The 18,305-nt window shown below is 55.0% G+C and carries 19 protein-coding genes; 13 read left to right on the top strand and 6 right to left on the bottom strand.

Annotated elements, in window-relative coordinates; all coding sequences use genetic code 11:
* Positions 1-118: 118 nt before the first annotated feature.
* The gene (locus EC836_RS20700; RefSeq protein ID WP_123336624.1) at positions 119-601 is read right to left on the bottom strand and encodes a zinc ribbon-containing protein; all 483 of its coding nucleotides are present in this window, start codon (positions 599-601) and stop codon (positions 119-121) included.
* Between the two features lie 227 nt (positions 602-828).
* Between EC836_RS20700 and leuS the strand changes: the two genes are divergently transcribed.
* The 13 genes from leuS to lipA all read left to right on the top strand — a co-directional run bounded on the left by leuS (position 829) and on the right by lipA (position 14,429).
* Complete coding sequence (gene leuS / locus EC836_RS20705; protein WP_123336626.1) at positions 829-3,411, top strand: leucine--tRNA ligase; 2,583 nt, start codon at positions 829-831, stop codon at positions 3,409-3,411.
* A 14-nt stretch (positions 3,412-3,425) separates the two neighbouring features.
* Positions 3,426-4,022 carry an LPS assembly lipoprotein LptE gene (lptE, locus tag EC836_RS20710; RefSeq protein ID WP_123336628.1) on the top strand — a complete coding sequence of 199 codons (597 nt, stop codon included), beginning with the start codon at positions 3,426-3,428 and terminating at the stop codon, positions 4,020-4,022.
* Positions 4,019-5,050 (top strand): DNA polymerase III subunit delta, encoded by a 1,032-nt coding sequence (gene holA, locus EC836_RS20715; RefSeq protein WP_123336631.1) that lies wholly within the window; start codon positions 4,019-4,021, stop codon positions 5,048-5,050. The genes lptE and holA overlap by 4 nt, the downstream gene beginning before the upstream one ends.
* Positions 5,043-5,723 (top strand): nicotinate-nucleotide adenylyltransferase, encoded by a 681-nt coding sequence (gene nadD / locus EC836_RS20720; RefSeq protein ID WP_123336633.1) that lies wholly within the window; start codon positions 5,043-5,045, stop codon positions 5,721-5,723. The genes holA and nadD overlap by 8 nt, the downstream gene beginning before the upstream one ends.
* A 48-nt stretch (positions 5,724-5,771) precedes the next feature.
* Complete coding sequence (rsfS, locus tag EC836_RS20725) at positions 5,772-6,089, top strand: ribosome silencing factor (protein ID WP_123336635.1); 318 nt, start codon at positions 5,772-5,774, stop codon at positions 6,087-6,089.
* A gap of 3 nt (positions 6,090-6,092) precedes the next feature.
* Complete coding sequence (gene rlmH, locus EC836_RS20730) at positions 6,093-6,563, top strand: 23S rRNA (pseudouridine(1915)-N(3))-methyltransferase RlmH (protein ID WP_105591034.1); 471 nt, start codon at positions 6,093-6,095, stop codon at positions 6,561-6,563.
* Between the two features lie 32 nt (positions 6,564-6,595).
* Entirely contained in the window at positions 6,596-8,500 is a 1,905-nt protein-coding gene (gene mrdA / locus EC836_RS20735; protein ID WP_123336637.1) for a peptidoglycan DD-transpeptidase MrdA, read from the top strand.
* A 5-nt stretch (positions 8,501-8,505) separates the two neighbouring features.
* Positions 8,506-9,618 (top strand): peptidoglycan glycosyltransferase MrdB, encoded by a 1,113-nt coding sequence (gene mrdB, locus EC836_RS20740; RefSeq protein WP_123336640.1) that lies wholly within the window; start codon positions 8,506-8,508, stop codon positions 9,616-9,618.
* 11 nt (positions 9,619-9,629) lie between these two features.
* Positions 9,630-10,754, top strand: coding sequence for an endolytic peptidoglycan transglycosylase RlpA (rlpA, locus tag EC836_RS20745; protein WP_123336642.1), 1,125 nt, complete (start codon positions 9,630-9,632; stop codon positions 10,752-10,754).
* A gap of 99 nt (positions 10,755-10,853) precedes the next feature.
* Positions 10,854-12,065 (top strand): D-alanyl-D-alanine carboxypeptidase DacA, encoded by a 1,212-nt coding sequence (gene dacA / locus EC836_RS20750; protein ID WP_123336644.1) that lies wholly within the window; start codon positions 10,854-10,856, stop codon positions 12,063-12,065.
* 158 nt (positions 12,066-12,223) lie between these two features.
* On the top strand, positions 12,224-12,487 hold the full coding sequence (gene ybeD, locus EC836_RS20755; protein WP_105591029.1) for a DUF493 family protein YbeD: 264 nt from the start codon (positions 12,224-12,226) through the stop codon (positions 12,485-12,487).
* A gap of 84 nt (positions 12,488-12,571) precedes the next feature.
* Positions 12,572-13,240, top strand: a complete 669-nt coding sequence (gene lipB, locus EC836_RS20760) for a lipoyl(octanoyl) transferase LipB (protein WP_123336648.1) — start codon at positions 12,572-12,574, stop codon at positions 13,238-13,240.
* A 223-nt stretch (positions 13,241-13,463) separates the two neighbouring features.
* A complete protein-coding gene (gene lipA / locus EC836_RS20765) occupies positions 13,464-14,429 on the top strand; it encodes a lipoyl synthase (RefSeq protein ID WP_123336650.1) in 966 nt (321 codons plus the stop codon).
* Positions 14,430-14,493: 64 nt separating this feature from the next.
* Here lipA and tatE read toward each other — a convergent pair whose 3' ends face one another.
* The 5 genes from tatE to pagP all read right to left on the bottom strand — a co-directional run bounded on the left by tatE (position 14,494) and on the right by pagP (position 17,447).
* Positions 14,494-14,697, bottom strand: coding sequence for a twin-arginine translocase subunit TatE (tatE, locus tag EC836_RS20770; protein ID WP_123336653.1), 204 nt, complete (start codon positions 14,695-14,697; stop codon positions 14,494-14,496).
* A 108-nt stretch (positions 14,698-14,805) separates the two neighbouring features.
* Positions 14,806-15,606 carry a deaminated glutathione amidase gene (locus EC836_RS20775; protein ID WP_123336655.1) on the bottom strand — a complete coding sequence of 267 codons (801 nt, stop codon included), beginning with the start codon at positions 15,604-15,606 and terminating at the stop codon, positions 14,806-14,808.
* A 3-nt stretch (positions 15,607-15,609) separates the two neighbouring features.
* On the bottom strand, positions 15,610-16,035 hold the full coding sequence (locus EC836_RS20780; RefSeq protein ID WP_123336657.1) for a GNAT family N-acetyltransferase: 426 nt from the start codon (positions 16,033-16,035) through the stop codon (positions 15,610-15,612).
* Positions 16,036-16,517: 482 nt separating this feature from the next.
* A complete protein-coding gene (gene cspE / locus EC836_RS20785) occupies positions 16,518-16,727 on the bottom strand; it encodes a transcription antiterminator/RNA stability regulator CspE (protein ID WP_004156612.1) in 210 nt (69 codons plus the stop codon).
* Between the two features lie 150 nt (positions 16,728-16,877).
* Complete coding sequence (pagP, locus tag EC836_RS20790) at positions 16,878-17,447, bottom strand: lipid IV(A) palmitoyltransferase PagP (RefSeq protein WP_123336659.1); 570 nt, start codon at positions 17,445-17,447, stop codon at positions 16,878-16,880.
* Between the last annotated feature and the right edge of the window lie 858 nt (positions 17,448-18,305).

Raw genomic sequence — 18,305 nt, forward strand, 5'->3', positions numbered from 1 at the left:
GAATAAGCAGGAAACGTTATACCGTCGTTCATGACGCTCAGAGACTATCTGGATTTGAGAGTCATTCGGGCACAAGAATGTGCCCGAATGACTCAATCAGACTTGACTGGCTCGGGCCTCAAGGCTCAAACGGCTGACGCTGGAACTGATCGTGCCCACACGCCGAGCAGCGGGTTAACACTTCGGGCGTATAGATCGCTCGGGTAAACTGGCATTTTTCACACACCAGATTCCCCAAGCCGACCACTTCACCACTTTGATAGACCCCGTGATGATTCAGATCCTGAAACACTTCACGCCACTCAAGCTGGCTTTTATCGGTAATATCGGCCAGTTCTTTCCACAGGCTCTGGCGGATCACCCGCATAAACACGCTGTCACCCAGCTCCTGCTCGTTTTCCGCATAGCTGCGGGCGAACTCTTCTAGGTCGCGGCGAACCGCACGCGTGACGTCATCAATTTCGCTACGGGTCAGTTCGCCACGGTTGTTCATCCGCTGTCGCGCGCTCTCTACCAGCGCATCAATATCGCGCTCGCCCTGCTCCAGGCGCTTCGTTAAGGATGAAATAAACTCGCGATAGTACTGAGCAACCTTGTTCATGGACTCTCCTTATTGATAACGAAAGCATTTCCCTATCATTCTAGTTCCTGTACAAAAAACACGGCTTTTCATTGCACAAATTTGCCGCAGCGCTTCCAGCTTAAAGAGAAATGCCCCCTCGCCGCTCGCTTACTGTTGTTGCGTTGGGGGGGGATCAGCTATGCTATGCGGATCTTAATGAAATCAGAAATAAGCTTCGCGCTATTCAAAAAGGACCACTGGCAGCCATGCAAGAGCAATACCGCCCGGAAGAGATAGAATCCCACGTTCAGAAATACTGGGATGAGAAGCAAACGTTCAAAGTGACCGAAGAGGAAGGTAAAGAGAAGTATTACTGCCTCTCAATGCTGCCCTATCCTTCCGGCCGCCTACATATGGGCCACGTGCGCAATTACACCATCGGGGATGTGATTTCACGCTACCAGCGCATGCTGGGCAAAAACGTGCTGCAGCCTATCGGCTGGGATGCATTCGGTCTCCCTGCGGAAGGCGCAGCGGTTAAAAACAATACCGCACCTGCCCCGTGGACCTATTCCAACATCGATTACATGAAGAACCAGCTGAAGCTGCTGGGCTTTGGTTACGACTGGAGTCGCGAACTGGCGACCTGTCAGCCTGAGTACTACCGCTGGGAACAGTGGTTCTTCACCAAGCTGTACGAAAAAGGCCTGGTCTATAAAAAGACTTCGGCGGTGAACTGGTGCCCGAACGATATGACCGTTCTGGCTAACGAGCAGGTGATCGACGGCTGCTGCTGGCGCTGCGACACCAAGGTTGAGCGTAAAGAAATCCCGCAGTGGTTTGTGAAAATCACCGCCTACGCCGACGAACTGCTGAACGACCTCGACACGCTGGAAAGCTGGCCTGAGCAGGTTAAAACTATGCAGCGTAACTGGATTGGCCGCTCCGAAGGGGTGGAAATCGAGTTTAACGTTGCCGATAGCGAAGAGAAGCTCAGCGTTTATACCACCCGTCCTGATACGTTTATGGGCGTGACCTACCTGGCCGTGGCTGCAGGCCATCCGCTGGCGGCGGCCGCGGCGGCGTCAAACCCGGCGCTGGCTGACTTTATCGCTGAATGCCGTAATACCAAGGTTGCCGAAGCAGAAATGGCCACCATGGAGAAAAAAGGCATGGCCACCGGCCGCTTTGCGATCCATCCACTGACCGGTGAGCAGGTTCCGGTATGGGTAGCGAACTTCGTGCTGATGGAATACGGCACCGGCGCGGTGATGGCAGTGCCTGGTCACGACCAGCGCGACTGGGAATTTGCTACCAAATACGATCTGACCGTTAAGCCGGTTATCCTGGCCGCAGACGGCACGCCGCCGGATCTGAGCGCCGCAGCGATGACCGAAAAAGGCACGCTGTTTAATTCCGGTGAGTTTGACGGTCTGTCGTTTGAAGACGGCTTCAACGCTATTGCCAACAAGCTGGCAGAGAAAGGCGTCGGCGAGCGTAAAGTGAACTACCGTCTGCGCGACTGGGGCGTTTCCCGTCAGCGTTACTGGGGTGCACCAATCCCGATGGTCACGCTGGAAGACGGTACCGTGATGCCAACGCCGGAAGATCAGCTGCCGGTTATCCTGCCGGAAGACGTGGTGATGGATGGCATTACCAGCCCGATTAAAGCCGATCCTGAGTGGGCGAAAACCACGGTTAACGGCCAGCCAGCGCTGCGCGAAACCGATACCTTCGACACCTTCATGGAATCGTCATGGTACTACGCGCGCTACACCTGCCCGGACTATGATAAAGGCATGCTGGACCCGGCTGCGGCCAACTACTGGCTGCCGGTCGATCAGTACGTCGGCGGTATTGAGCACGCGATCATGCACCTGCTTTATTTCCGCTTCTTCCACAAACTGCTGCGCGATGCGGGCCTGGTGACGTCTGACGAGCCGGCTAAACGCCTGCTGTGCCAGGGAATGGTGCTGGCCGATGCCTTCTACTACATCGGCAACAACGGCGAACGTAACTGGGTTTCTCCGGTTGATGTGACCGTTGAACGTGACGAGAAAGGCCGCATCACCAAAGCATCGGATGCCTCCGGTCGCGAAGTGGTCTACGCCGGCATGAGCAAAATGTCGAAGTCAAAAAACAACGGCATCGACCCGCAGGTGATGGTTGAACGCTACGGTGCGGATACCGTTCGCCTGTTTATGATGTTTGCTTCCCCGGTGGATATGACCCTGGAATGGCAGGAATCCGGCGTTGAAGGGGCGAACCGCTTCCTGAAGCGCGTCTGGAAACTGGCCTTCGAGCACAGTGAAAAAGGCGCAACCGAAGCGCTGGATGTTGCCGCACTGAGTGACGAGCAGAAGTCGCTGCGTCGTGACCTGCACAAAACCATCAGCAAAGTCAGCGATGATATTGGTCGTCGTCAGACCTTCAACACCGCTATTGCCGCGATTATGGAGTTGATGAACAAACTGCTCCGTGCGCCGCAGGAAACCGCTCAGGACCGCGCGCTGATGCAGGAAGCGCTGCTGGCCGTTGTTCGTATGCTGTATCCGTTCACCCCGCACGCCAGCTTCGAACTGTGGCAGGCGTTGGGCGGCGAAGGCGAAGTGGATAACGCCCCGTGGCCACAGGCTGATGAGTCAGCGATGGTTGAAGATTCCCTGCTGGTGGTGGTTCAGGTTAACGGCAAAGTTCGCGGTAAAATTACCGTTGCAGCAGACGCGACTCAGGAGCAGGTGCAGGCTCGTGCGGCACAGGAGCATCTGGTGGCGAAATATCTCGACGGCGTTACCATTCGTAAAGTCATTTACGTCCCGGGTAAACTGCTTAACCTGGTTGTGGGTTGATGTCAGGAGGAATTGTGCGACATCCGATAGTCTCTCTGCTTGTTGGCCTGGCGGTGTTGATCACCGCCGGCTGTGGCTACCATCTGCGCGGCACAACGTCTGTGCCCACGGAGATGAAAACGCTGGTGCTGGATACGTCAGATCCCTATGGTCCTCTGGCACGTTCAGTGCGTGAACAGCTGCGCCTGAATGATGTGAAGATTCTGGATAGCACGGATAAAAATACCGAGGTGCCGTCGCTGCGACTTCAGGGCGAGCGCATCAACCGTGATACCGCGTCGATCTTCCAGGATGGTAAAACTGCCGAATACTCGATGATGATGATCGTGAGCGCTCAGGTGCTGGTACCAAATAAAGGTATCTACCCGATTAGCACGACCGTTTATCGTTCATTCTTTGATAACCCGCTGGCCGCACTGGCTAAAGATTCTGAACAGCAGATTATCATTAGTGAAATGCGTACTCAGGCATCTCAGCAGCTGGTTCGTAAACTGCTGACGGTGCATGCGGCAGAGAATGATTCATCGATCAATACGCTGGATCACACGCCTTCTTCAGTCGATCACCTGCGTTCAGACAACGCAGTGTCGGACGATTCCTACACCCGATGATCAGGATTTACCCTGAACAGCTAGGCGCGCAGCTCCGTGAGGGGCTGCGCGCCTGCTACTTATTAAGCGGTAACGAGCCGCTGCTGCTACAGGAATCACAGGATGCTATCCGCGATGCCGCACAGCAGCAGGGCTTTACCGAACATCATAGTGCCACGCTGGATGCCAGCACCGACTGGCCGTCCGTTTTCGCGCTCTGCCAGGAACTCAGCCTGTTTTCTACACGTCAGACGCTGCTGCTGATCCTGCCGGAGAATGGCCCTAACGCGGCGATGAACGAGCAGCTGCTGACGCTCTCGGGCCTGCTGCACAGCGATATTCTGCTGATTCTTCGCGCGGCTAAACTGACCAAGGCTCAGGAAAACAGCGCCTGGTACAAGGCGTTGAGCAACCAGGGTGCCACTATCCCCTGCCAGACACCGGAGCAGGCACAGCTGCCTCGCTGGGTCAGCGCGCGGGCGAAAAAAATGCAGCTCACCTTAGACGATGCCGCTAGCCAGCTACTGTGCTACTGCTATGAAGGCAATCTGCTGGCGCTTTCACAGGCGCTTGAGCGGCTGTCGCTTCTGTGGCCGGATGGTAAGCTGACGCTGCCTCGCGTTGAGCAGGCGGTCAGCGACTCGGCACATTTCACCCCGTATCACTGGGTTGACGCTCTGCTGGCCGGAAAAAGTAAGCGCGCACTCCACATTTTGCGTCAGATGCGCAATGAAGATAGCGAACCGGTGATCCTGCTGCGCACCCTGCAGCGCGATCTGCTGCTGCTGGCGACGCTTAAGCGTCAGATGACCCACACGCCGATGCGCACGCTGTTCGATCAGCACCGCGTGTGGCAAAACCGCCGAACGCTGTTCAGCGAGGCGCTACAGCGCCTATCATCCTCGACCCTGGCTCAGGGCATTCATCTGCTGGCGCGCATTGAGCTGACGCTAAAGCAGGATTACGGCCAGTCCGTGTGGTCTGAACTGGAAACGCTGGCGCTGCTGCTTTGCCATCCGGCTTTCCCGACGAGCTTCTGCGATGCCTGATCAATCCCAGCTTCATGCCCTGTATGGCGGTACGTTCGACCCGATTCACTATGGTCACCTGAAACCCGTTGAAGCTCTGGCGACGCTCGCCGGGCTGCATAACGTCACGCTGCTGCCCAATAACGTGCCGCCCCATCGCCCGCAGCCGGAAGCGACTCCGTCACAGCGGATCGAGATGGTCAGGCTGGCGATTGCGGGGAATCCGTTGTTTAGTCTCGATCTGCGGGAAATGCAGCGCGACACGCCTTCATTTACCATTGAGACGCTGGCCGAACTGCGGCAGGAGCGCGGGGCGAGTCAGCCGCTGGCGTTTATTATCGGTCAGGATTCACTGCTCACCCTGCACAAGTGGCACCGCTGGCAGGATTTGCTGTCGCTGTGCCACCTGCTGGTGTGCCAGCGCCCGGGATACAGCAGGGAAATGACCACGCCGGAACATCAGCAGTGGCTCGATCACCATTTGGCAAAACGGCCGGAAGAGCTGCATCAGCAGCCTGCTGGTAAAGTTTTTCTTGCCGATACGCCGCTGGTCTCGATCTCTGCGACCGAGATCCGCGACCGCCTCCATCAGGGACGCCCTGATGCCGACCTGCTACCGCCGCCGGTCAGTGAATTTATCGTGCGCGAGGGTTTATATCGGAACCCGAATCCGCATGCTATACTGCGCCGCTAATTTTTTGGGCATCAGCCCGACCCGAACTCAATCCCAAGGGGGAACCTTTTGCAAGGTAAAGCACTCCAAGACTTCGTCATTGATAAAATCGACGATCTGAAAGGCCAGGACATCATTGCTATCGACGTCCAGGGCAAATCCAGCATCACCGACTGCATGGTGATCTGCACCGGTACCTCAACCCGCCACGTGGTTTCCATTGCTGAACACGTTGTGCAGGAAGCTCGCCTGGCAGGTCTGCGTCCGTTCAGCGTAGATGGCCGCGCCGCTGCCGACTGGGTCGTTGTCGATCTGGGTGAAATCATTGTTCACGTTATGCAGGAAGAGAGCCGCAAGCTCTACGAACTGGAAAAGCTCTGGAGTTAAGTCGTGAAGCTGCAGCTGGTTGCCGTCGGCACAAAAATGCCCGACTGGGTACAGACTGGATTTATGGAATATCTGCGGCGCTTTCCGAAGGATATGCCGTTTGAACTGGTCGAGGTTCCTGCCGGGAAGCGCGGTAAAAATGCCGACATTAAACGTATTCTGGAAAAAGAAGGCGAAATGATGCTGGCCGCGACCGGTAAAGGCAACCGCATCGTGACGCTGGATATACCCGGCCAGCCGTGGGAAACCCCACAGCTTGCCAGCCAGCTGGAACGCTGGAAGCAGGACGGACGTGATGTCAGCCTGCTGATCGGCGGCCCGGAGGGCCTGTCACCCGCCTGCAAGGCCGCGGCGGAACAAAGCTGGTCACTCTCGGCGCTGACCCTGCCCCATCCGCTGGTACGCGTTTTGGTTGCAGAGAGTTTGTATCGTGCATGGAGCATTACTGCGAACCACCCCTATCATCGTGAATAACGACCAGGGTTAACCGGACAAACAAGCAGCGGATGAAATTACAACGTAACTCCTTTCGTGACTACACCGCCGAGCAGACGCTGTTTGTTCGTCGGGCGCTTATCGCATTTTTGGGCATTCTTGTGCTCTCCGGTGTGCTGGTGGTCAACCTTTACCACCTGCAAATCGTCCGCTTTGAAGATTACAGCACCCGCTCCAACGAAAACCGCATCAAGCTGGTCCCGGTTGCGCCGAGCCGCGGCATCATCTATGACCGAAACGGTATTCCGCTGGCGTTGAACCGCACCATTTATCAAATAGAACTGGTGCCGGAAAAGGTCGATAACCTGCAGGAAACGCTACAGGCGCTGAAACCCATCGTTGACCTGACCGACGAAGATATCGAAGCTTTCCAGAAAGAGCGGAAACGCTCGCGACGCTTTACCTCTATCGCGGTGAAAACCGGGCTGAACGATGTCCAGGTGGCGCGATTTGCCGTCAACCAGTACCGCTTCCCCGGCGTTGAAGTCAAAGGCTATCAGCGCCGCTACTATCCTTACGGCTCTGCGCTAACCCACGTGCTCGGCTACGTCTCCAAGATCAACGATCGCGACGTCGAGCGCCTGGATAAAGAAGGCAAATGGCCAAACTACGCCGCCACCCACGATATCGGCAAGTTAGGCATTGAACGCTATTACGAAGACGTCCTGCACGGAAAAACCGGCTACGAAGAGGTGGAAGTTAACAACCGTGGCCGGGTGATCCGCCAGCTGCATGAGCAGTCTCCGCAGGCAGGGCGCGATATCCATCTGACCATCGACCTCAAGCTGCAGCAGTATATTGAAACGCTGCTGGCGGGAAGCCGCGCGGCGGTCGTGGTGTCCGATCCGCGTAACGGAGAGCTGCTGGCGATGGTTTCCATGCCGAGCTACGATCCGAATCTGTTTGTCGACGGCATCTCCAGCAAGGACTACAACGGCCTGCTGCATGATGAAAACCGCCCGCTGATTAACCGTGCTACTCAGGGTGCTTATCCACCGGCGTCCACGGTGAAACCGTATATTGCCGTTTCCGCCCTGACGGCAGGCGTGATTACCCGCAACACCAGCCTGTTTGACCCCGGCTGGTGGCAGCTGCCGGGCTCTGAAAAACGCTTCCGCGACTGGAAGCGCTGGGGACACGGCCGCCTGAACGTCACCAAGTCTCTGGAGGAGTCGGCGGATACCTTCTTCTATCAGGTGGCTTACGATATGGGCATTGACCGTCTGAGCGAATGGATGAGCAAATTCGGCTACGGTCATCTGAGCGGTATCGACCTGGTGGAAGAGACGCCGGGCAACATGCCAACCCGCGACTGGAAAATGAAGCGCTTCAAAAAGCCGTGGTATCAGGGTGACACCATCCCGGTGGGGATCGGCCAGGGCTACTGGACCGCAACGCCGGTGCAGATGAATAAGGCACTGATGATCCTGATTAATGACGGGGTGATCAAAACGCCGCATCTGATGATGGATACCATGCAGGGCGAGGCGAAAATTCCGTGGCGTCAACCCGCTGCCGCGCCGATCGCCGATATTCATACCGGCTACTGGGAAATTGCCAAAGACGGGATGTACGGCGTGGCCAATCGTCCAAACGGCACCGCGCGCAAAAGCTTTGCAGATGCGCCGTATAAAATCGCCGCGAAATCAGGTACGGCACAGGTATTCGGCCTGAAGGCCAATGAAACGTATAACGCCCATAAGCTGACCGAGCGTCTGCGCGACCACAAGCTGATGACCGCCTTTGCACCTTACGATCATCCACGCGTTGCGGTAGCGATGATCCTGGAGAACGGCGGTGCGGGCCCGGCCGTCGGCACCATCATGCGCCAGATCCTCGACCATATTATTTTGGGCGACAACAATACCAACCTGCCCGACGCTGCGCCTGTGCCGCCGGGCTATGAAGGTGAATAACCGGTATGAATGATAGCCGTCAGAAACGGTCAATCTGGACCCGAATCCATATTGACCCAACATTTTGTCTGATTATCCTCGCGCTGCTGATTTACAGCGCGTTGGTCATGTGGAGCGCCAGCGGTCAGGATCCGGGCATGATGGAGCGCAAAATTGGCCAGATTGCCATGGGTATTCTGGTGATGCTGGTGATGGCGCAGGTCCCGCCTCGCGTCTATGAAGGCTGGGCCCCTTACCTGTACATTGTCTGCGTGATCCTGCTGATAGCTGTGGATGCGTTCGGCCATATCAGTAAGGGCGCACAGCGGTGGCTGGACCTGGGCATTGTCCGTTTTCAGCCATCTGAAATAGCCAAAATTGCCGTACCGCTGATGGTAGCGCGGTTTATTAACCGTGACGTCTGCCCGCCCACGTTGAAAAATACCGCCATCGCGCTGGTGCTGATTTTTATGCCCACGCTGCTGGTCGCCGCTCAACCTGATCTCGGGACATCGATTCTGATTGCCGCTTCCGGGCTGTTTGTGCTGTTCCTGTCCGGAATGAGCTGGCGGCTGATTGCCATTGCCGTGGTGCTGGTCGCCGCGTTTATTCCGGTACTGTGGTTCTTCCTGATGCATGACTATCAGCGCGACCGCGTCATGATGCTACTGGATCCGGAAAGCGATCCGCTCGGTGCCGGCTATCATATTATTCAGTCTAAAATCGCCATTGGTTCCGGCGGCCTGCGCGGTAAAGGCTGGCTGCACGGTACGCAGTCGCAGCTGGAATTCTTGCCCGAACGCCATACCGACTTTATTTTTGCCGTACTGGCAGAAGAACTGGGGCTGGTGGGCGTGCTGGTCCTGCTTATACTCTACGTGCTGCTGATCATGCGCGGGCTGATGATGGCCGCCCGGGCGCAAACCACGTTTGGCCGCGTAATGGCAGGAGGATTAATGCTGATCTTCTTTGTCTATGTTTTTGTTAATATTGGCATGGTCAGCGGTATTTTACCGGTGGTAGGGGTGCCGTTACCGCTGGTAAGCTACGGGGGATCGGCCCTGATAGTCCTGATGGCCGGGTTTGGGATCATTATGTCGATTCACACCCATCGAAAACTGTTGTCGAAGAGCGTTTAAGAGGCATAGACATGCGTAAGGATTGGCTTTGGATTGCCCTGGCATCAGCCATGCTGGCAGCCTGTACCACTGATACAGAGCAGCAGGCTCCGGCCCCGCAGCAGCAGGCGTATAACGGCCCGGTGGTAGAAATTGGCGGAGCAGAACCGCGTTACGAACCGATTAATCCCGGTACCAGCCAGGATTACTCGGTGAATGGCAAAACCTATAAAGTCATCAAGGATCCCTCCAACTTCAGCCAGGTCGGTCTGGCTACCTCGTACGGGGAAGAAGTCGGTGGAAATCGCACGGCTATCGGTGAAGTATTTGACCCCAACGCGCTGACCGCCGCGCATCCCACGCTGCCGCTGCCAAGCTACGTTCGCGTAACCAACCTGGCGAATGGCCGGATGATTGTGGTGCGCGTTAACGATCGCGGCCCGTACACGTCTGACCGGATTATCGACCTGTCACGCGCGGCGGCCGATCGGCTGAATACCTCGAATAATACCCGGGTTCGCCTCGACTATATTTCCGTGGCACCGGACGGTTCGCTCTCAGGCCCGGGAACAATCGGTACCACGGTGGCAAAACAGAGCTATGCCCTGCCTGCCCGTCCGGAAATTGGTGCGGGCATGACCATGGGTGGCGGCGCAGCGATGTCACAGCCACAAGTTTATACTGCCCCTGCGGAACAGCCTGAACAGCAGAATATCCGCGCGGTGGACAACAGCACGTTGAGCAGCGATGACGGTATTGGCGCACCGGTTCGCAGCGGTGGTTTCCTCGGTGCCGCTCAGCCGTTACGCAACGGCGTGCTGGAAGGCAGCGAGCCGGTCAGCACGCCGGTCACCTCGTCAACGTCATCAGAGCCACCGGCGGTTGTTGCCGCTGCGGCGGCTTCGCAGCCCACTGCCGGCAGCGGAAATTACGTGGTGCAGGTCGGCGCACTGAGCGACGGCACCCGCGCACAGCAGCTGGCCAACAGCCTGGGCAAACAGTTTGGCGTTCGTGGCTCCGTTGACAGCCGCGGCAACGTTTATCGAGTCCAACTGGGCCGCTTCAGCTCCCGCCAGCAGGCCGCCGCATTGCAGCAGCGGCTGGCGAATGAAGCTAACCAGCAGTCGTTTATTACCGTCGCACCCAATGCAATGTGATTCTGACCGGCCCGCCACAATTAGCGCGGGTCGCTGCCAGAGGATTTTGCTATAGTGAGTCACTTTTTTTAACTTAGCCAGGATGTTGTCGTTCTTAACATGAGCAATCTGACCCCTTCTCGACTGATCAAACGCCTGACGGTAGGATCGCTGATCGCCCTCAGCCTCAACGTTGTCGCCTATGCCGATGATGTAAACATGAAAACTATGATCCCGGGCGTACCGGAAATTGATGCTGAAGCTTATGTCCTGATCGACTATAACTCCGGTAAAGTGCTGGCCGAGAAAAATGCCGATACGCGTCGCGATCCCGCCAGCTTGACCAAAATGATGACCAGCTACGTTATCGGCCAGGCAGTTAAAGCCGGCAAAATCCATCAGGACGACATCGTTACCGTCGGTAAAGACGCATGGGCGACCGGCAATCCGGTGTTCAAAGGCTCTTCGCTGATGTTCCTGAAGCCCGGTGACCGCGTGCCGGTTTCCCAGCTGACTCGCGGCATCGTGCTGCAGTCGGGTAATGACGCCTGTGTGGCAATGGCCGATTATGTCGCCGGCAGTCAGGATGCGTTCGTTGGCCTGATGAATAACTACGTCAAGGCGCTCGGCCTGCAAAATACCCACTTCCAGACGGTGCACGGCCTGGATGCCGAAGGGCAGTACAGCTCTCCGCGCGATATGGCGCTGATTGGCCGCGCGCTGATCCGTGATGTGCCGGACGAGTATGCGGTTTACCACGAGAAAGAATTCACCTTTAACAACATCCGCCAGATGAACCGTAACGGTCTGCTGTGGGATACCAGCCTTAACGTCGACGGCATCAAAACCGGCCATACCGATGCGGCAGGCTACAACCTGGTGGCTTCCGCGACCGAGGGTCAGATGCGTCTGATTTCTGCGGTGATGGGGGGGCGGACCTACAAAGGCCGTGAAACCGAAAGCAAGAAACTGCTGACCTGGGGCTTCCGCTTCTTTGAAACCGTCGCGCCGCTGAAGGCCGGGAAAGAGTTTGCCTCCGAGCCGGTTTGGTTTGGTAACAGCGATCGCGTACAGCTGGGCGTGGAAAAAGACGTCTATCTGACTATCCCACGCGGCCGGATGAAAGATCTGAAAGCCAGCTACACCCTGACCAACACCGAGCTGCATGCCCCGTTGCAGAAAAATCAGGTTGTGGGCAGCATCAACTTCCAGCTGGATGGCAAAACCATTGAGCAACACCCGCTGGTGGTACTGAATGAAGTGCCGGAAGGTGGCTTCTTCGGCCGAATCGTGGACTACATCAAACTGATGTTCCACCACTGGTTCGGTTAATTCAGCGCATTAAGGGGGCCGATCGCCGATCGGCCCCTGCGGAATAGCATTCTGGTTATTCGCCTGTCTCTTGAAATTATCCCACAATATCCCCATATTGTTACTATCTGTGAACTCCCGCAGCGACGGGGTTCCTTGTATGTGTTACCGGAGTCCATATGAAAACCAACCTTAAAGATTTGCTCGAATTCCCCACCTCGTTTACCTACAAAGTAATGGGGCTGGCACAGCCAGAGCTGGTCGATCAAGTGGTTGAGGTCGTGCAACGTCATGCGCCGGGCGACTACTCTCCGGACGTTAAGCCGAGCAGCAAAGGAAACTTCCATTCCGTTTCCATCACCATCACCGCCACGCACATCGAGCAGGTTGAAACGCTGTACGAAGAGCTGGGTAAAATCGAAATTGTTCGGATGGTGCTGTAACCCCATATCTGGTGCGGGCATACTAGTTCTTGCCCTGCACCAGCGCTATACTGCCCTCCTGCTTTTCTAACCGGATCGTGCGTTTTGTCTCCTGATACTCTGATTATTCGCCAGCTGGGCCTGCAGCCCTGGGCACCTGTCTCTCAAGCCATGCATCAGTTTACCGACCAGCGCGGCGAAGCCACGCCTGATGAAGTCTGGCTGGTAGAACACTCGCCGGTATTTACTCAGGGTCAGGCCGGAAAAACCGAACATCTGCTAATGCCGGGCGATATTCCGGTGATGCAGAGCGATCGCGGCGGCCAGGTGACCTACCACGGTCCGGGCCAGCAGGTGATGTACGTGATGATTAATCTCAAGCGCCGTAAAGTGGGCGTTCGCCAGTTAGTCACCGCGCTGGAGGAGACGATTATTACCACCCTCGCCCAGCTCGGCATTACCGCCAGCGCACGCCCCGATGCGCCCGGTGTTTACGTCGACAACAGAAAAATTTGCTCACTGGGCCTGCGCATTCGCAACGGCTGCTCGTTTCACGGGCTGGCGCTGAATATTGATATGGACCTCGCGCCGTTCCTGCGCATCAATCCCTGCGGCTATGCCGGTCTGGAGATGACGCACATTCACGCGCTGCATCCGGAGGCAACGCTGGCTTCCGTTCAGCCGCTGCTGATTGACAATTTTGCTCGCCAGCTGGCAATTACCGACGTGCAGTGGAGCAAAGCGCGCGATTTACCGCTAAAATGTGCGCTCTGATTTACAATTCTGTAACGCTTTCTCGCACTGGCAGGCTGTTTCTGTAAACGAGAGATGATATAATTTTTATGCCTTTTCAAAAAAAGTTGAATTCACCCATAAAATTTTACGTCGGGGCAGACGGTCAGACAGGCTGATGTCCGAGAGTAAAAGGGTGTACCACAAACTCATTTAGTGTTTAGCGGGTACTTTCGCCGCAATCCAACCTGGAACTAGCAAGACTATGAGTAAACCGATTCTGATGGAACGCGGCGTTAAATACCGCGATGCAGACAAAATGGCGTTGATCCCGGTGAAAACCGTGATGACCGAGCGTACTGAAATACTGCGTAAGCCAGAGTGGATGAAAATCAAACTCCCTGCAGATTCCAGCCGCATTCAGGGCATTAAAGCCGCAATGCGTAAAAATGGTCTGCATTCCGTCTGCGAAGAGGCTTCCTGTCCAAACCTTGCTGAATGTTTTAACCACGGCACCGCGACCTTTATGATCCTCGGTGCGATCTGTACCCGTCGCTGCCCGTTCTGTGACGTTGCACACGGCCGTCCTGTCACCCCAGACAGCAACGAACCGGGGAAACTGGCACAGACCATCGCCGATATGGCGCTGCGCTACGTGGTGATTACCTCCGTTGACCGTGATGACCTGCGCGACGGCGGTGCCCAGCACTTTGCCGACTGCATCACCGCCATCCGTGAGAAAAGCCCGACGATCAAGATTGAAACGCTGGTGCCTGATTTCCGTGGCCGTATGGACCGCGCGCTGGAAATCCTCAACGCCTCACCGCCCGACGTGTTCAACCACAACCTTGAGAACGTGCCGCGCGTTTACCGCCAGGTGCGCCCGGGCGCGAACTACGACTGGTCACTTAAGCTGCTGGAGCGCTTTAAAGAAGCGCACCCGGATATCCCAACCAAATCCGGCCTGATGGTTGGACTTGGCGAAACCAACGAAGAAATCGTTGAAGTGATGCGCGATCTGCGCCGCCACGGCGTCACCATGTTAACGCTGGGCCAGTATCTGCAGCCAAGCCGCCACCATCTTGCGGTACAGCGTTACGTCAGCCCGGCTGAGTTTGATGAAATGAAAGCCGCTGCGATGGATATGGGCTTCACCCATGCCGCCTGTGGACCGTTTGTACGTTCGTCTTATCATGCAGACATGCAGGCCAAAGGTCTGGAAGTGAAGTAACTCCGCCCTGTGCGCGAAAAAAACGGATGACTCTGTCATCCGTTTTTTTTCGCCTGAAACCGACTTACTCTTTGCGAGCGGGCTGCTCGGCCGGATTTGCTTCGGGCTCGGCGCGCTTCGCGGCCGTGTCGTCGTCGCTCATCGCTTTTTTAAAGCCTTTAATGGCGGCACCTAAATCGCCGCCCAGCGTGCGCAATTTGTTGGTACCGAAAAGCAGTACGATAAGCGCGCCGACAATCAGCAGTTTGCCGATACTTAAACCTTCCATATCTACCTTCTTCGCGTTAAGCAGAGGGGAGAAACACCCCGAATCTGCCTATTTTAACGCGCGTCAACGACTCCGACTTAGCGGCAATCTGTAACAGGATACGAACCCTCAACGCTCTTTAATTGCCAGTTCGGGTGGGGCAAAGCGGCGATTAGCCAGCACCGGCAGCGCCTGCCGTACGGCTGCAATTCGCTGTGGGTCCACGTCTGCCGTGAGCAGCGCTGGGCCCTCAGCCGCTCTGGCAGTCGCAATACCGAGCGGATCGACCAGCAGACTGTTACCAATATTGCGCGGACCACACTCCCCTACCGCCAGCACGTAGCAGGTATTTTCTAACGCACGGGCGGTAACCAGCACTTCCCAGTGCATCTCTTTATGTGGGCCTCTGACCCAGGCTGCGGGCAGCACCAGCAGCGAAGCACCGTCCAGCACCAGGCGCCGCGCCATCTCGGGAAAGCGCAGATCGTAGCAGGTCATCAGCCCAACCTTGATTCCGTCGATTTCTATCAGCGGCGGCAGCTCATCTCCCGCGCTGACATTGCGGGACTCCTGCATGGCAAAAGCATCGTAAAGGTGCAGCTTGTTGTAGCGGGCGATAATCTCACCGCGCTGAATGGCGATCAGCGTGTTGAATACCCGCCCCGCCCCATCCGGCACGTGCAGCGTCAGTATCGTGGTGAGCGTATTTTGCTTGCTGGCAGCCAGTAGCTGGCTGACAAACGGCCCGTTCAGCGGCTGTGCCGAGCGCACGCCCCAGTCAGGATCGCCGTTGTCCCTCGCCAGTACGGCCTCCGGTAACACCAGCAGGCTCACCTCTTGCGCCACGGCATCATTCATAAGCCCGATACAAATATCCGCGTTTTCCTGCCATTCGCGGCGTACGGCAAACTGTCCGGCGGCAACTTTCATCGTTCAGCCCAGCTCCTTAACATGGTAGCGCGGCGATTCTGTGAAACCTTCGCGCAGATAAAAGGCATTGGCTTTCTCACGTCGCTCATGGCAGTGAACCTCCATCCGGTCACAGCCGCGATCGCGAGCCAATTGTTCTGCGTACGCCAGCAGCTGCTGCCCGGCACCTTTACTGCGTTCGCCTTCGGCAATGCAGAAATAGCTAATACGGGCAAAATCCCCCGCCAGCGCCAGCTGAGGGATGAAATGCAGCGAAAGGAATCCCAGCACGGTATGGCCGTGTTCCGCCATTAGCAGGCGTTCGGTGTCATCCGCTATCAGCTGCGCCAGCCGCCGCTCAATAAATGGAGCCGTACCTTCATAGCCCAACTCCGCCAGCAGCGCGCTCAGGGCAAAAGCATCTTTCGTTTCAGCAAGACGAATTTTCATCCACACTCTCCAGACCAGGCAAGCGGTAAATACGATAAACCCTAACAGAAATAATTCCTGTCATTGTTTATAGCCTCAGCCCGGCTGTCCCCGCAAGGGGCCAGATCACAAGGTAATGTTACAAGTGCTGATAAGTGTAATCAGAGTGCAACGGCATCCATTTATCAACCGAGGTGACCGGCGATTAATGTTTCCTTAATAATGTTTCGGCAGACTCAGCGCATCACACTGTAAGAGGCGATCACGATGAACTGGCTTCCCCGCACTCCGATTGAAAGCATAGCTATGCTGCTGGCCTGTAGCGCAGCAGTGGCCTGGCTGATACTGTTCTTCTCACGTTAGCATGCAATGACTCGGCATGCTGTTCCCCTCGCCGGGTCACAATTGTTACACCGGCCTCGCCCGCTCGGTCTCATTTGACGATCTTCAGGCGAAAAAAAACCCGCCTCATGAGGCGGGTTTTAAAAATTCTGTCTGATAACTTAAATAGCGGCAACGTTAGCAGCAGATGGGCCTTTAGCGCCGTTGGTGATTTCGAACTCTACGCGCTGACCTTCAGCCAGAGTTTTGAAACCATTGCTCTGGATGGCAGAGAAGTGTACGAACACATCTTTGCTACCATCTTCAGGAGTAATGAAACCGAATCCCTTGGACTCATTAAACCACTTAACGCTACCTTTGATCTTAGACATCTATATTACCTTTACATGAAAAATGGACACTAAACTGTGTCGGCATCTAGTACAGCAATTGCGAAGGCTTTTGTCCAGTAGACAATGATGAAAAAGTGACAAATATCGTCTTTTTTTATCATCCCTCATTTTTTTCGCACTTTTCTTCCGTTAAAACTGCCAGCGCAGCCAGGCAAAATAAACATTACCGTTATTGTAGGTACCTGGAATATAGGTCATCTGAAATGATGCGGGACCATAACCGATTGAAGCAAGGGGTAATACCAGCGGAATAGGAATATAATTCCAGTTATCGCGCATTGTCACGCCAGCAGTGAAACCGGCCCCCAGGTGGAAGTTATCGTCGACGAGGGGGCGCCAGGTTTTCTCCCAGCCGTAACCGCCAATCGGCTCCCACTTGTTATAGGAATCTTTAAAAGCCATCACGTAAATGCCGTTCCAGTTTCCCTTCTCGTTATAGTGGCTAATCCCAAAGCCTGCACCCCATGGGCGCTCGTTGTAGCGGTCGGTTTTCTCTTTGTCGTAGGTCCAGCGGTTATGCCAGGTGATAGCCGGTATGTAGAGGTCAATCGTCTGCGGATCGTTCCAGGTCTGGCTGACGTTATCGGTGAAAGAGTTCCACCCTTCCGCTACCGCATCGTTCAGCTTTGACGCCTGCGCACCTGCAGAAAAAAGGCCACCCAGCAGCAATAAAAAGAGGTATTTCTTCAGGCTTGCCATAATAGTTCTCACATCTCCCCGGTAATGATTAACAATCAACTTCCTGTATGGGCCCAACATTTCGGCCCGGACAATATTAGACTAATAATGCTAATTATAGCGTTTCCACTTAAACACATCATTAACTCCTGTATTTTCCCCACACAGCCATCTTGCTACGGCCAGATAAAAAACTGAACCCGTTGAAATAAATGAAAAAACATTAAGTCATCACTTCAATTACTACTCAAAAAATCCACAGGTAAGGGTAAGTTCAAGGACAAAATTTCGCTGCGAGCAACGGCTTAGGATCTTTCAGTCGCATTCCATACCAAAATGAACAAAATTTACGCTAAATCATATAAATCACGATTTATTTACGAATCAATGAGTCTTTTCAGGGTATAAAATACGCGAATTTATAAAAATAAACTTACTTATCATAAAGTTAAACAAAATTAAAGCTAACAAAAACTAATAAATATTATTTATAGATCTCTGACTGTTTTTTGATAAGATAATTCCTATCCATTAGGAGACAGGGAGGCTTTGGTGATTAGAATGTTAAGGTGTGGGCAGTGTGGAAGCACAAAATTCATCTTTACGGTGGGTAATAGTAATGGTGGACATCACGGGGCGATGTGCGCGTGCTGCCATAAACGACTCAGCAGTCACGATACTCTGGCGAGTTTATCGACTCATTCCAGCACTTTACCAGCAACGATTGCTGAAAATCTGTTCCACCGCGCGATAAAAAAATAGCCGTAACGCTTACCTGATCCTCCTTGCAGCCTTCACATTGCCGACGGTTAGCCGGTACCGATCGCATCCATTCTCCGATTCGCGTTTTGTCACGCTTTGAAAACATCATCCAGATCT

Origin of the sequence: Erwinia sp. JUb26, from assembly GCF_003751505.1 — a bacterium.
In the GTDB taxonomy this organism is placed as follows: Bacteria; Pseudomonadota; Gammaproteobacteria; order Enterobacterales; family Enterobacteriaceae; genus Erwinia.